Here is a 13,654-nt window from a genome sequence, read left to right as displayed (position 1 = left end):
AGCGTTTTACCTATGCCTACGGATCTCAGCGAGTGGATTGAAATTGGCCGCATTGTTTCCCCCCAGGGGCTCCATGGGGAAGTGCGCGTGTATCCCGATTCGGATTTTCCAGAACGGTTCGTCAAGCCAGGGGAGCGATGGATGCTCCGGGCTGGAGCAAAAGAGCTAGAGTCTGTCACTCTCCAGACCGGACGCTTTTTGGACGGGAAAGGACTCTATGTCCTGCGTTTTGCAGAATTTTCGAGTATCGACCAAGCAGAGCTACTGCGCGGGGCCAAGCTGATGGTGCCCGTGGGCGATCGCCCTCCCCTAAAAGCGGGTGAATTCCACGTCATGGATTTGGTCGGCATGACGGTCATCGATGGCAATACTCAAGAAACCATCGGTACCGTTGTCGGGATTGCCAATGCAGGCAACGATCTGCTAGAGATTGAGCCGCAGAACGCACCAGGTCAGAAAATTTTGGTGCCCATGGTCAAAGCATTTGTGAAATCTCTCAATCTTCAGACCCGGCAGATCGAGCTGCTGCCGATTCCTGGGTTGATCCCAGATTTATCCCACGCTGCTGAGTAGGCATTTCCACTCGGTCGAGATATTTTGATAGCAAGCATTAAGAAAGTCTAAGAACGCCTTGCCCGATCGCCTAACACTTATAACACGCAATACACGAAAGTTTGAGCGGGTTCTTTACGGCGGGGGATGGGGTATGGCGGGTTGCTTTTGCCTTTGACCCAGAAAGATGTGCAATTTTATTGGTAGCTGGCGATAAGTCTGGGGGGAGTCAAAAGCGTTTTTATAAGCAATTGATTGAGAAGGCAGATCGACGTTTTGAGTCTCATTTAACTCGTTTAAGGAAGCGTAAAAATAGTGGCGACGACACTTAGAGAAAAATTAGCCAGTTTGCCGATCGAACGCCGCGAAAAGATTGAAGCTAAGGCACAGCAGCTGATTGCGGAAGAAATGTCTTTGCAATCGCTACGGAAGGCGAGACTGCTCACTCAGGAGAAGGTTGCTGAATTGTTGGATATTCGTCAGGAAAATGTGTCTCGGATTGAGAAGCGAGCGGATCTATTAATCTCGACGTTGAGGGATTATGTGAGTTCTATGGGTGGGGAGTTACGCCTGATTGTTGAGTTCCCAGACTATCCGCCGATTGAATTATCGGGGTTTGGAGAGGTTGAGGTTGAAAAGTCTACTGCCCAGAAATCTACTCCTCAGAAAAAGAAGAAGTAGAATATCGAAGATTTGGGGCGATCGCCTTTCCTTAGGTTTCTGCTTTGGCTGCGATCGCCCCTCTAGCCCAAGCTTAGACCTTGTAAGGCGATCGCCGTTCACCGAGGCTGGGCGATCGCCACTGACGATAAAAAGGCAATTGCATTCTTTCGGCAAGAAGTCCCTCAGTCAAAAATCATCTCAACCTTGGAAGCGGTCAAATATTGGTCAGAGCAATCCAGTCTCAAAGCATCAGAACTACGGAGCGTATTGGACGCTATTCGGATCAAAGGGCGATACATCCCAGACAAAGACCACCCACTACAAAGTTGGTGGAAAAGTGCCATGACATGATTCCAGCATTGAAGCGCTGTTTAGACCGCATCTACTACCAAGTGGGGTCAGAGAACAAATTCACCGTCAGGGTGCCAAACCCCGGCGGAATAGCTGTGATGCAGGTACAGACATCGCCTACCTCTTCAATTTCCACCTCGCAGGCATGACAGGATCCCATCAGGCACCCAGTGGGGATGTCGATGCCAGCCCTTGCCGCCACGGCCAAAAAAGACTCGCCCACCTCAGCCTCAACCTCAACCTCATCGGGTAAAAATCGAATTACAACACTCACAGGCTCAGTTCTATAGGTCCTCTTCTATTTTGACAAAGGTTGCGCCTAAAACGAGTTAACGCTCGATCCACAGAGTCCCAGCGTCCGGCGCTAGCCCGACACAGGTTTGCCCAGAGCACGCTGCCTTCAAATCAGTGCCAAAACAACTACATTTCTTCAGAAATTTTGCGGTTGATTACAGAATAATAAGCTACCGATTCTCTGTATTTACACAGTCTGAATCAATACAGTATTGTTTCAATTAGGGTTTATTTGGAATCGGAGAATACAAACCAAAAAGCCTTCATACGTTGCGGATTCCCCCTTCAGCTCTAAACCATAAGGGCTTCATAGATTTTAAGCCCTCTTGATGTTCCCCAACCTTTAATTCATTGAGTGGTGCTGCATTACAGCCAACAACTTTCGTTTGAGCCTCTATATAACAAACAGGCAAGATCGCAGCCTAACGGCGATCGCTAGATAATATCCTAGGGAGAGAAAATATGCCAATCAACCTTGATGCACCCCTTGCGTGGGAACGCGCGAATGCAGATGAACTTGCCATGTTAGACGATTTGCAAGGCAACATTCTTAAGGGTCACGGACGGAATCACACGCAAAATCTTTTCTTTGTCTTGGACCCCCAAAAACCTCAAGAGGGCAGAGGCTTTCTCAAAGTTTTGGCTCAAAGTATTAAATCGGCTCGCCAGCAGCTCCAAGAAGCAAAAGAATATCGAATCAGTAAAAAAGATGCGGGCGTTTTTATCACCGTCGTCTTGTCGGCAAGCGGGTATGGCGCGCTCGGGATTGCCGAGGATAGCATTCCCGCAGATCCGGCCTTTCGGAGCGGTCTCAAGCAGCGTAAAGATATTTTGAGCGACCCCGATCCCGAAGAGTGGGATCCGGCTTTCCAAGAACCCATTCATGGGATGATCCTAATTGGCGGTTCCGATGAAGCTCAAGTTCGGCAGGTGCATCGTAGAATCCAGCAGCAAAAACCCGCTTCTGTCAAAATCATCGGAACCGAGTACGGTCTCGCCATGCGCAACAAAAACGGCGATGGCATCGAGCATTTCGGCTACGTAGATGGCAGAAGTCAGCCCTTGCTGCTCCAAGAAGATATCGAGATTGAGAAAACCCAAAAAGATGGCATCGACATTTGGGATCCGACCTTTCCGCTGAAGCAGGTGCTGGTACCTTGCCCTGGCGGGGCTTCCAAGGACTTGAGTTTTGGCAGCTATTTTGTCTTTCGCAAATTGGAGCAAAATGTCAAAGGCTTCAAGGAAAGAGAAGAAGCAATTGCCGAAGAGCTCAAGCTAGCAGAGACGGGGCAAGACCCAGAACTTGCTGGAGCAATGCTCGTGGGCCGCTTTGAAGACGGAACGCCTGTCGTTCTAAAGAATACGGATGGATTAGTTAACCCAGTTAAAAACAACTTCGATTTCAGTCAGGATACGGCAGGCGGCAAATGTCCGTTTCACGGTCATATTCGTAAAACAAACCCGCGCGGCGATAGCGTCCGGGAATTCGGAGTGCCCTTGGAAGAGGAGCGATCGCACATTATGGCGCGACGCGGGATCACCTACGGCACGCGCAATGCCGAACTCGATGCGGAAGGCAAAATTATCGAACTGAAGGATAAGCCCGTGGGCGGCGTGGGTCTCTTATTTATGGCCTACCAAAGCAACTTCGAAAATCAGTTCGAATTTACCCAAGCCAGTTGGGCCAACAACCCTGGCTTTGTAAAGGGCGATGCGGGGCTCGATCCGGTCATCGGGCAGGGGGCAGGGTCTTCAACGCCTCAACAACAGCCTGCAGTATGGGGCGACGCGAATTCCAAAAAGCCGATCGATTTCCACGGGTTTGTCACGATGAAGGGCGGCGAGTATTTCTTTTCGCCCTGCATCAGCTTTTTCAAGAATCTTTGATTCGCTCCTGTGCCTAGGGCGGATTCAATCCCTAGGCACAGGCTCGGCCAACGTCAATTCAGCTTGAAAAGGAACCTCATTGCGATGGCTTTAATCGATCGCGTCAGAACGGTGCTGGGTCGTCTTGCACCCCAGGGATGGCAAGCGCTGTTTGCCCGCCACGGCCTGGATATTACGGCAGCGGATCTGAAGGCCGAACTGGGTCGGCCCCTGATCGGCATCGATCGCAGCCTGCCGGGATTTGAGGACTTTGCCCGAGAAGGCGATCGCGGCATTACGCCGGGTCAACCCGCCCGCAGCCTGCTGTTTCACGGCCTTGCCTCTCCCAACGTCGTCAAGGGAGCCAACGGTGCCGATCTGAAGGCGTTCCCCACCTTAGCCGAATTGGAAGCTGTCGAAAACTATGTATTTGGGGTCAATCCGCCCTCGCTGCTGGAATTGAGAGCGCGATCGCAGGGTACTAACCTGGCCATTGTCGTGTTTGCCTGCGAATATCGACCCGCCGCCGAAACCGTCCACTTCAAGCACGCGGACTATTGCTTCTCCCGGACCGGCGTTTCCCGAGTGGGAACGGCCCCAGCCGCATATTTGCCCAAACACAGAGGGTTTCTACCGTTTGTAGAAGGCGATGTCCACGGCTTGAGAGTATTGCCCGCACGATACGCGGCCTACGTTGCAGTACAGCGCAAGGGCGACCCCAATTCCTTTGGCCCGATGCGATTCCAGAATACGGCTGAGAAGAACGACCGGACTTTAGATTTTTGGGTGCCGCTCCATAAGTTGTTCGACGGCAATGAATGCATTCGCGGCTTGGATTTGCAAGTCACGCTGAAAGCCCAACACCTCAACGAGAAACTGCGGCGCATTCACCTGGAATTTGGCAGAAAGGGCATTGATGGCGGCTGGCGCGAACCGGATATCAGTCAGTCTCCCTTTATCTTTCGCGACGGCATTGCAGACTGGGCTGCGGACGCGGCTTTGGGGACGGGTTTATTGGTTCCGACAGTGCACCCTAAATTAATTGAAGCTGCCACCTATCAAGGGAAGCCTCTCACCTATCGAGTCGCGCCCAACAGCTCTACCCTCTCTTCTAGCCTCCTCATTGAAGCTGAAGGCGATTTTCGCCAAGCGCCGGAGTACGTCCACGCGCGCCATATCGTGCGGCAAAACGGCACGGAAGAAAATCTAAACGACCGACGAGACGTGGAAGCAGCCGTCGTGCAGGGAAATTATCGCGCCCGTCACTACCTTGACTTCACGGGAGATGGCTGGATTGACGCGGAATGTACCCAACTCGCCACCGATCTGAACCGTCGGGTACCCGCTTACTCTTTAGTAACGGCTCCAGATTTTTTCCCGAATTGCGATCAGCGAGAGCTTTTGGAATGGACGGAGACAGAAGTCCCTACAGCGCTGCGCGAGAACCTCTGGCGGATACCGCCGTTAACCCTATCCGACGAGCGAATTGCGCCAAATCTACAATTGGCCGGGGCAAATTTCCGACCCGAGGACAAGACCGTAACAGCGATCGTTTCTTTACCTCAAGTCGGCCCGGTGCAGCTTACGCAGCTCGATACGCCTACAACCCAGCGCCACGCCTATCTTCCCGATGCGGCAGCGGGCGTCTTCGCACCGGGGTGGGATGTCAGCCTCAGCCAAACACGCGCTCAGCCTCCAACACCGCATTTAGCCGCCTACGGATTGGGAAGTCCCTTTCCAGAGGATGCCAAACTCTGCGCCGCCCTGAGTACCTTTTGGCCTGCTGTGGCCCCCGATGCCGCCCGAACCTTCGAACCCAATGCGATCTGGCCTACGGTCAGTCCGATGACAGAGGAGGAGATCGGTCAGGCTGGAACGCTGCCTTGGGACGGTATTGCAGGGCCGCAGGTCATCACTGCAAGCAACCGTACAGTGGTTGAATACCCGGACTTCGACCACGCAGATTATGTCGAAAGCGCGCTGCAAAACAAGTTTTCGATTTCGCTGACGGGGCAGGTAGACGTGCAGCTTTATAAAGCTAGGGTTTTGGCGATGGCGCGGGTTTATCGAGCCTTGGGCTTAAATACCATTCCTCAAAAGGGGGCTTGGAGCGTAGTTTCTTTCCGAAAAGCTTTGGCGGCGGATGTGGAACTGCAGCAGGCCCAGACGCAAGCCGGGGTAACACTACAGGGTGATATCTATCGGTTCCAGATCTATCGACACGGAACTTCACGGCTAAATAGCACCAATCCTCGCAAGCGCCGGGTAGATATCCTGGAAACTGCAACGCTCTTTGTAGACCCGCTCAGACTTCTACTCAAGCGCGGGTCGAGTAATTGGATAGCTAGAAATGGCTGATCGAACAATTCCATTGCTCTCGCGGCGATCGCGCGGTCATAGTGCTTGCAGCCTGAGAACGAGCGGCACGCGCTGATGACATCAAGCGGCTAACGACCTATCGGAGATCGCCTTGCGTACTTCGCTGGCAGGAATAATTGTCTAATCTGCTTTCAGTTTTTAAAGCTGAATATCAAAAGCTTTAGAGCCCAAAAGTTCATAGGCTTCCAAGCTCTGCTAGGAAACCTATGAGCAAATTGAGATCGCTTGATTTATCTCATAAAATTCGTCTTATGAGATTTAATTCCTACCTCGCATGTGCCATTAGTTGCTCTTGAAGCTGGCTTTTTGCTTGTTTAAACTGCGTAGCCATTTGCTCCCGTTGCTCGTCGCTACAGTTGTTGCGAATGGCAGCAAACATAGTACTTTCTTCCTGACGGACGTGATCCATGACTGCACTCTTAAGCTGCTCGATTCGAGCCTTAAATGAGTTGACAGTATCGCCAGAGGAAAGATCTGCAGACTTCAACTCCTCTAACATGACCTTCATTTCAGCTTGCTCGTCGTATAGCTCTTGGGTTTCGCCGTAGAAAGGACGAACGCCTGGATACACGACCTGCTCTTCAGCTTCTGCATGGACGGACAAATCTTTATAAATCTGACCGAAGTACTCCTGAATCTTTTGAGGATCGTTAGTATTGTCAATTTGCATGAACAGCGTGTTAACTTTACTGTGATCCATTCGGATGATATCTTCGATGTTCATGTCAGACTTGTCGCTGGCTTGCGTAACAGCACTACCTGCAACGCCCGAAATTGCAGCCACAGCGTCTTGAACGCGCGCCCACAATCCTTGTTTTGCCTCTTGACCTGTTAGCTCGCGAACGCCCAAAATTTCTAATATGCCCTTGAGCTGCTCTTGATGGGCGCGATTTTCAAAGTTTACGGTATTGAGGGGCGTAATAGCAGCTTCAACGTCTGCTCCTACGACCTGAGCTGCTTTATGAACGAGCAAACCAGACATTACCTGCTGGTGTTTTAACAACTCGTGCTGAGAAACCTTTTCATACAGAGATAGCTCAGAACCTTCCATCAGGTCTCGAACTTCTTCTACCATTTGAGTAATCGTCTCTTTTGGCTCACCTTGCACGCCATATTGGACGATTACGGTATCTAGCACTCCCAAGTTCTTGCGGTCGTCTTCTAACATTTTATTAAAGCGATCGCAGACTTCCGAGTCACTACAGGCTGAGATCAGCTTCTCTTCGTTTGCAATCAGCAGATTTTGCACTTCTTTAATGCCTGCAAGCTGACACGCGATCGCCGTACGCTTTGAGTCATCTAATGAAATAGACATTTGTGTTCTCCTTATGTACGTTCGTTTCTAAGCTGAACGATCCTTCTCAAAGGCTAACTTTTCGGAGAGCAGAGCCCATCTTTCCAATGAGCGATCTAACATGTCTATCTTCTAGCTACAAGGCTAAAACCAGGCCAACTTCCAAATCAAGCAACAGTATCTTAATGTTAATTTACAACCAAAGATAGATTCCGCGACTTGACGAGATCGATACGATGAAAATGCTCGAATTCACGCTAGCCATCATAACTTTTACTTAAGAGAGGTTACCATGCAGTCCAATACCACTACTACCAACGCAGCAGACGCCAACGCTTATAACGGCAAGAACCGTAATACGTTTCTATTTGGATTTACCCCCCAAGCAGAACTATGGAATGGAAGATTTGCAATGATAGGTTTTCTGGCTTATCTTTTGTGGGACTTGAAAGGATATAGCGTAATTCGCGACCTTTTTCATTGGTCTACTTACTCTAACTAGTTAAAAGTACTAGAGGCTAGGTTAACCGATCTTACAACGTCTTGAGATTTCGCTTTTGGGCAACTCAAACGAGCAAAATAGCATCCTCAAATCTCGTTGTTTATTTGGAGATAGGTATTTTACCTATCTCCAAATAATCTGTGCTCTATTATTTTCACATTTTTCGAAGAATATAGTTTTAAGTAGCGTCACAAAGATTTGACTGTGACGTTGTCATAAAGACTGAAAGACCAATATCGTGCGCGCAAAAGACCGAAAGTCATCCCCCCAAAAAACAAAGTTTGGTATTGACTGCTCTAGGCAATCTTTTCGGATTTATACTCGGTAGGATAAAAAATTAGATGCAAGAATACGATGTGATTATTATTGGAGCAGGTCACAATGGGCTTGTTTGCGCCTCCTACTTATTGAAAGCAGGTTATAGCGTCTTGGTTTTGGAAAAAAGATCTGTCCCTGGTGGAGGCGCCACGACGGAAGAAGTAATGCCTGAGGAGGCCCCCGGATTCAAGTTTAATCTTTGCGCGATCGATCATGAGTTTATTCATTTAGGACCTGTTGTTGAAGAGTTAGAACTCGAAAAACATGGGTTAAAGTATCTTTTTTGCGATCCGGTCGTGTTTTGCCCCCATCCCGACGGAAAATATTTTCTAGGACGCAAGTCCGTAGAAGCGACTTGCGCTGAAATTAGTCGCTACAGCAGTCGCGATGCCAAGCGGTACAAAGAGTTTGTAGATTTTTGGCAGCGCCTCCTGCAAGGCATCATTCCCATTTTTAATGCACCTCCTAAATCTATTATTGATATTGCGGGTAATTACGATCTTCAAAAGCTGAAGGATTTACTTTCAGTTTTAGGACCACCCAACAAAACATTGGATTTATTTCGCACGCTTTTAAGTAGTGCGGAAGATAACGTTAACGAGTGGTTCGACTCGGAATTCTTAAAAGCTCCACTTGCCAGACTTGCCTCCGAGCTAGGCGCGCCGCCCAGTCAAAAAACACTAGCGATTGGTGCAATTATGATGGCAATGCGTCACCACCCCGGCATGGCTAGACCAGTCGGAGGAACTGGTGCTTTAGTATCGGCTCTGCTCAACTTAATCTCCAGCTTAGGAGGCGAAGTATTGACCGACCGAGCAGTCGAAAAGGTCTTAATCGATGATGGTCGAGCTGTAGGGGTTCGCGTTAAGGGCGGATCCGAGTACCGAGCTAAATGCGGAGTGATTTCCAATATTGACGCCCAACGTTTGTTTCTACACCTAGTAGATAGTGGCGATGTAGATAACGCAGATTCTGCACTTCGCGAGCGTCTCGAGCGTCGAATTGCCAACAACAACGAAACAATCCTCAAAATCGACTGCGCGTTATCGGAACCTTTACGCTTCGAGCATCACGAGCACCAAGATGAATATTTGATTGGCTCGGTTTTAATTGCAGATTCAGTCAAGCAAGTAGAAACAGCTCACAGCGATCCGAGCATCGGGAAAATTCCAGATTCCGATCCGTCAATGTATGTCGTTATGCCCACAATGCTCGATCCTACAATGGCTCCTGAGGGCAAACACACGCTCTGGATCGAGTTTTTTGCACCTTACCAAGTTGAGAATGCAGAAGGTACCGGGCTGCATGGAACGGGATGGACCGACGAATTAAAGAATAAAGTAGCCGATCGCGTCATCGACAAGCTAGCCGATTACGCGCCCAACTTAAAAAACGCCATCATAGCGCGTCGGGTGGAGAGCCCTGCTGAATTAGGGGAGCGGCTGGGCGTCCTCAAGGGAAATTACTATCACATTGATATGAGCTTAGAGCAAATGATATTTTTCCGCCCTCTGCCCGAGCTGGCCAACTACAAAACGCCCGTTGAAGGTCTATTTTTAAGCGGGGCGGGTACCCATCCCGGTGGTTCGATTTCAGGCATGCCAGGTCGTAACTGCGCCCGTGCATTTTTGCAAAACCAGAACTCTATGGTGCAAGCTATAAAAGATGCAAAAGACTCCATTCAATCCACCGTTCAATCTGTTTTGGGAACCATTTAGGTTTGTCATTAAGATTGCCCTACAAGAAAAACTGTCATGCAAAGCAAGGTTTTAATTCTAGGAGGTCGTGGCAGAATTGGGACTAGCGTCGCCCTAGATCTCCTCACGCATACGCAAGCCCAAGTTGTTGTTACAGGACGTTCGACGGCTACTGCCACTTCTCCTTTACTAGAACAATTCAGCGATCGACTCCAGTATCTGCCCCTAGATTTAGCAGACGAGTCCAGTTTGTCTGCGGCGATCTCCCCGGTTGACTTAGTCGTCCATTGTGCGGGGCCGTTCCGCCAGCGAACGACTGCGGCACTGAAAACCTGCATTGCGGAAGGAGTGAATTACGTTGACGTCAGCGACGATCGCGTTTTTACGCAAGCGGCGCTAGAGAATGCTTCGTCTGCTGAAGCTGCCGGGGTTACGGCCATTATCAACACGGGAGTCTTTCCTGGTATTTCAAATAGCATGGTACGTCAAGGTATCGAGCAATTAGAGGCACCTGAGGAGATCCAAATTAAATACGTGGTCGCCGGGTCGGGAGGTGCGGGCGTGACGGTAATGCGCACTACATTCCTCAATATCCAACACGCTTTTGATGCTTGGGTAGACGGCCGTTGGCAAAAAATTAGCCCTTATACGGACCGGGAAACGGTGAATTTTCCAGACCCTTTTGGAAAGGCGAGTGTTTACTGGTTTGATATGCCAGAGTCTTTTACCTTAGCGAAAAACTTTCCTGTAAAGACGGTTACGACTAAATTTGGTACGTTGCCAGATTTTTACAATCACCTTACCTGGATGACAGCGCACTTATTTCCCCAAAAGTTAATGCAACATCCTAGCTTTATAGAAGCTCTAGCCCATATCAGCCATCGAATGACAAGCGTGACAGATCGATTTAGCGGTACGGGTGTTGCTATTCGCGTGGACGTTCTGGGGCAAAAAAACGGTATGCCAGCTCGCTATTATTCCACATTCGTTCACGACAGCGCGGCAATAGCTACGGGCTTGGGCACGGGTAGCATCGGCCAATTTATGTTGTCGCAGCAGATCCAGAAGCCAGGGGTGTGGCCTGTTGAAGCTGCTGTTACCACTGCTGATTTCGAGAAAATGCTTGCAAGTAGAGGACTTGTAGTAACGCAGAACTGGTATTAAGTCCCCGTTCTCAACCTGCGAGTTGAATCCATCTTTGGGAAGAAGATTGACAAAGCGATAACTGATAACGTGGCTTTAAAGGTCAGCAACTAAAAACACTTTCAGTTTCAATTTCGAAGCTTTAAAGCTGAAATTTCGTCATACATACGTGGAGATAATATACCGTGATAATTTTGAACTCTATAAGAAACCTTGTCATAAAGTGCGTTTGGACGCTTAGTTTGCTAGGGTTAATCTGTGCTACCAGCTTGCTGATGCCTTTGAACGGATACGCCGAGCCTGGAATTGATAGGAATTCTGAAGAAGTCGTCCAGCCTTTCGAGCTGACCAAACCTGCTGAAACTCGCGAAGAAGCCTACGAGCAAGCTGCCGAACTAGTAGAACATCCTAAGGAATTAATTAAGGCGCAGAATGAGGAAGAAAAAGCTCAAGAACAAGTTATTAAGAAAGAAGGATAGAGGAGATCGTCCCATATTGAAATTTAGCGATTGAAATCGTGGCAGCGTTTGCGAAAGCGGGATGCTCCCAATATAGAGCCTGTAGGTTGTATTAAAGCCTATGGGCCTTTTTAGTTAATTTTAGTCAGAAACAGCTTAATTTCGCTACATTACCGACGTAACATAGCCAACAGCAATAGGCGTAATCGCTAAAACAACTCGTTTGATAGCTTGTCGATCTACCTCAGTCCAAGTTTTGGGGTTCTTAAAACTGCAAAGTTGCAAAACCCCCCACAATTGACCTTGCTGGCATAAATGAGCGTGGATGAGCGCGCGATGGCCGAAATTTTTCTCTTCGAACTCTCGGTTTAAAATCTCGGGACTAGTTGTTCTAATATCTTCGACAAAAATAGAAGGCTTAGCGCTCAAAGCGGCAGCAAACATAGGATCTTGGCTCGCTAGAAACTTTGACTCCTTCTTCCATTCCTTGTCGTAGATTTCAGGGATAGTAGCATCGCGCACCCAGCAAAATTCTACTCGGCCAACGGCAGTTTCAGGATTTCGCAAGTACAAAAAGCAGCGATCGCAGTCCAAGAAACGCCCTAAGGCAGGCATCAGTTCCGAGAAAAGAACTTCAGGCACCTGAGACATTTCAAAAATTCGAGCGAGCGAGCGAGGAAGTTCTTGACTCATTGTTTTCCTGAAACTTAATGCGTTTACCCCAAGGAATTTTCTTTCATAGACAGCTTTTCATCTTTTACAAAAGTCCACTCTAGGATAGTACGCGGAGCCTTTTTGAGAGATTCAGTAAGGCTCGCGTTATCGGCAAATTTCACTTCATTTAAGATCGATGCCTCTACATTGACCGTAAAGCGATCGTCTTCAAAACACCAAGGCGTGACGGTTATTAAATCGTTAGCAAACCGAACCACGTCATAGCGTTTATCATCGTGCCCCTTACTGATTTCCAACGCGCGTTCGTCATCGGGGAGCTGCTGTTGGCACAGGATGAGTGATAGGCGATCGCACCATTGCATAAAGGCATAGGCTTTATCGACATCGGCCTTGCTTATCTTCAGTTCTTTACGGCATTGCTTTTGATTTTCTAACTGCTGTTTTAAGAATGCGTCCGCTTCCGCCGATTTTCCTTTTGCACTTTGGTTCAATCGGCATAAATGCATGGAGTTTAATAAAGCAACCCAACGTCCCCGATAGAGCGCGCCTTCTAAATGTTTTTGCAGTAACTCGTAGGGTGTTTCTGCATCCATCGTGAAGTCTCTCGGCGCTCCAGCTGATGTAAGGTTGTTTTCCTCCCACTCTTTTTCTAAATCGTCGTGATGGGAAATGGCAGCAATTGTTTCGTAGAGCCTTGGAGGAGCATCTTTACGTCGCCACTGCCCGGCAATTTGTGCTGCTAACATGGCATGAGCGCGATGGTAGATAATTTGCCAGCCGTCCGGCAAGGGATTGACGATCATTGCCGAACCTTCCCATTACCACTAAAACTCAATTCTGCAAAAATTGAAATTCTTTTCATTAAAATTTTTACAGTTAAAGTCATACCTTTAAAGGCGATAGATTGCACCTTAAAACAACTTCAGTCCTAATCCTAATGTCATGCAATGCACTAGCATTGCTTTAATCGGATTAATCTCAACAGAATACAACCTTAGGTTAAACTTATTAAACTAAATTTTCCTCAATGAGTAATATATCAAAAGGCGGATTTACGATTCTTAATGAATCGATATGCTAGTTGTAGAAGGAAACGCTTTAAATCAGTTCTTCTAAAGTTAAATATATTAAATTATATGAGTTCTAGGTGCGCGAGCAGCATAGCCACTAACGTTTGCTTATTGCAAGATAAAGAATTCGAACCTTTAGTTCGGTCTCGTCCGTCACCGTAGTGTCAAATATGCATTGTAATTCCCATCAGGGATGAAGCAGAGTTGCTGAACAAGTGCTTGAGCGCATTAGCTTTTCAAGTCGACTTTCAAGGGAAAGCTTTAGACTCTAACTGTTATGAAGTTATTTTATTAGCTAACAACTGTAGCGATGATTCTGTTGCAATTGCTCGACATTTACTGATGGAGATACGCAGGTTGCCCCCATTTAGCTTGTAGGCGGGAAGCCCCGC

13 protein-coding genes are annotated in these 13,654 nt (G+C 48.3%); 9 read left to right on the top strand and 4 right to left on the bottom strand.

Annotation, left to right across the window (positions count from 1 at the left end):
• Nucleotides 1-12: 12 nt before the first annotated feature.
• The 3 genes from rimM to R6H26_RS01805 all read left to right on the top strand — a co-directional run bounded on the left by rimM (nucleotide 13) and on the right by R6H26_RS01805 (nucleotide 1,233).
• Nucleotides 13-573: a ribosome maturation factor RimM gene (rimM, locus tag R6H26_RS01815; protein ID WP_404787821.1), complete on the top strand. Its 561-nt coding sequence runs from the start codon at nucleotides 13-15 to the stop codon at nucleotides 571-573.
• A 101-nt stretch (nucleotides 574-674) separates the two neighbouring features.
• Entirely contained in the window at nucleotides 675-884 is a 210-nt protein-coding gene (locus R6H26_RS01810) for a type II toxin-antitoxin system RelE/ParE family toxin (protein ID WP_404787819.1), read from the top strand.
• A complete protein-coding gene (locus R6H26_RS01805; RefSeq protein WP_404787817.1) occupies nucleotides 868-1,233 on the top strand; it encodes a helix-turn-helix domain-containing protein in 366 nt (121 codons plus the stop codon). Before R6H26_RS01810 ends, R6H26_RS01805 begins: the two co-directional genes overlap by 17 nt.
• A 367-nt stretch (nucleotides 1,234-1,600) precedes the next feature.
• On the opposite strand, the gene R6H26_RS01800 is transcribed toward R6H26_RS01805, so the two are convergent.
• Entirely contained in the window at nucleotides 1,601-1,840 is a 240-nt protein-coding gene (locus R6H26_RS01800) for a 2Fe-2S iron-sulfur cluster-binding protein (RefSeq protein ID WP_404787815.1), read from the bottom strand.
• A gap of 482 nt (nucleotides 1,841-2,322) precedes the next feature.
• Between R6H26_RS01800 and R6H26_RS01795 the strand changes: the two genes are divergently transcribed.
• Nucleotides 2,323-3,747, top strand: a complete 1,425-nt coding sequence (locus tag R6H26_RS01795) for a Dyp-type peroxidase (RefSeq protein WP_404787814.1) — start codon at nucleotides 2,323-2,325, stop codon at nucleotides 3,745-3,747.
• A gap of 84 nt (nucleotides 3,748-3,831) precedes the next feature.
• A complete protein-coding gene (locus R6H26_RS01790; RefSeq protein ID WP_404787812.1) occupies nucleotides 3,832-6,084 on the top strand; it encodes a hypothetical protein in 2,253 nt (750 codons plus the stop codon).
• Nucleotides 6,085-6,370: 286 nt separating this feature from the next.
• Here the strand turns inward: R6H26_RS01790 and R6H26_RS01785 are convergent, their stop codons facing one another.
• Complete coding sequence (locus R6H26_RS01785) at nucleotides 6,371-7,420, bottom strand: hemerythrin domain-containing protein (protein ID WP_404787811.1); 1,050 nt, start codon at nucleotides 7,418-7,420, stop codon at nucleotides 6,371-6,373.
• Between the two features lie 271 nt (nucleotides 7,421-7,691).
• Here R6H26_RS01785 and R6H26_RS01780 point away from each other — a divergent pair, with 271 nt between their 5' ends.
• From R6H26_RS01780 to R6H26_RS01765, 4 genes are all read left to right on the top strand, one after another.
• Entirely contained in the window at nucleotides 7,692-7,901 is a 210-nt protein-coding gene (locus R6H26_RS01780; RefSeq protein WP_404787810.1) for a chlorophyll a/b-binding protein, read from the top strand.
• A gap of 341 nt (nucleotides 7,902-8,242) precedes the next feature.
• Nucleotides 8,243-9,937: a beta-carotene ketolase CrtO gene (gene crtO, locus R6H26_RS01775; protein ID WP_404787808.1), complete on the top strand. Its 1,695-nt coding sequence runs from the start codon at nucleotides 8,243-8,245 to the stop codon at nucleotides 9,935-9,937.
• Between the two features lie 36 nt (nucleotides 9,938-9,973).
• The gene (locus tag R6H26_RS01770; RefSeq protein ID WP_404787806.1) at nucleotides 9,974-11,080 is read left to right on the top strand and encodes a saccharopine dehydrogenase family protein; all 1,107 of its coding nucleotides are present in this window, start codon (nucleotides 9,974-9,976) and stop codon (nucleotides 11,078-11,080) included.
• A 254-nt stretch (nucleotides 11,081-11,334) separates the two neighbouring features.
• Nucleotides 11,335-11,538: a hypothetical protein gene (locus R6H26_RS01765; RefSeq protein WP_404787804.1), complete on the top strand. Its 204-nt coding sequence runs from the start codon at nucleotides 11,335-11,337 to the stop codon at nucleotides 11,536-11,538.
• Between the two features lie 144 nt (nucleotides 11,539-11,682).
• Here the strand turns inward: R6H26_RS01765 and R6H26_RS01760 are convergent, their stop codons facing one another.
• Together R6H26_RS01760 and R6H26_RS01755 are read right to left on the bottom strand one after the other, a co-directional pair.
• Complete coding sequence (locus tag R6H26_RS01760; RefSeq protein WP_404787802.1) at nucleotides 11,683-12,210, bottom strand: GAF domain-containing protein; 528 nt, start codon at nucleotides 12,208-12,210, stop codon at nucleotides 11,683-11,685.
• Between the two features lie 23 nt (nucleotides 12,211-12,233).
• Complete coding sequence (locus tag R6H26_RS01755) at nucleotides 12,234-12,995, bottom strand: DUF3891 family protein (protein WP_404787801.1); 762 nt, start codon at nucleotides 12,993-12,995, stop codon at nucleotides 12,234-12,236.
• Nucleotides 12,996-13,654: the final 659 nt, after the last annotated feature.

Origin of the sequence: Altericista sp. CCNU0014, from assembly GCF_044923475.1 — a bacterium.
In the GTDB taxonomy this organism is placed as follows: domain Bacteria; phylum Cyanobacteriota; class Cyanobacteriia; order Thermosynechococcales; family Thermosynechococcaceae; genus JAAURS01.
The sequence above is the reverse complement of the archived record's forward strand: the minus strand, read 5'-3'. Positions and strand labels throughout refer to the sequence as shown.

Coding starts and splice junctions, on each gene's coding strand:
- rimM (WP_404787821.1), top strand. CDS start 13: ATGCCTACGGATCTCAGCGAGTGGATTGAAATTGGCCGCATTGTTTCC.
- R6H26_RS01795 (WP_404787814.1), top strand. CDS start 2,323: ATGCCAATCAACCTTGATGCACCCCTTGCGTGGGAACGCGCGAATGCA.
- R6H26_RS01790 (WP_404787812.1), top strand. CDS start 3,832: ATGGCTTTAATCGATCGCGTCAGAACGGTGCTGGGTCGTCTTGCACCC.
- R6H26_RS01785 (WP_404787811.1), bottom strand. CDS start 7,420: ATGTCTATTTCATTAGATGACTCAAAGCGTACGGCGATCGCGTGTCAG.
- R6H26_RS01780 (WP_404787810.1), top strand. CDS start 7,692: ATGCAGTCCAATACCACTACTACCAACGCAGCAGACGCCAACGCTTAT.
- crtO (WP_404787808.1), top strand. CDS start 8,243: ATGCAAGAATACGATGTGATTATTATTGGAGCAGGTCACAATGGGCTT.
- R6H26_RS01770 (WP_404787806.1), top strand. CDS start 9,974: ATGCAAAGCAAGGTTTTAATTCTAGGAGGTCGTGGCAGAATTGGGACT.
- R6H26_RS01765 (WP_404787804.1), top strand. CDS start 11,335: ATGCCTTTGAACGGATACGCCGAGCCTGGAATTGATAGGAATTCTGAA.
- R6H26_RS01760 (WP_404787802.1), bottom strand. CDS start 12,210: ATGAGTCAAGAACTTCCTCGCTCGCTCGCTCGAATTTTTGAAATGTCT.
- R6H26_RS01755 (WP_404787801.1), bottom strand. CDS start 12,995: ATGATCGTCAATCCCTTGCCGGACGGCTGGCAAATTATCTACCATCGC.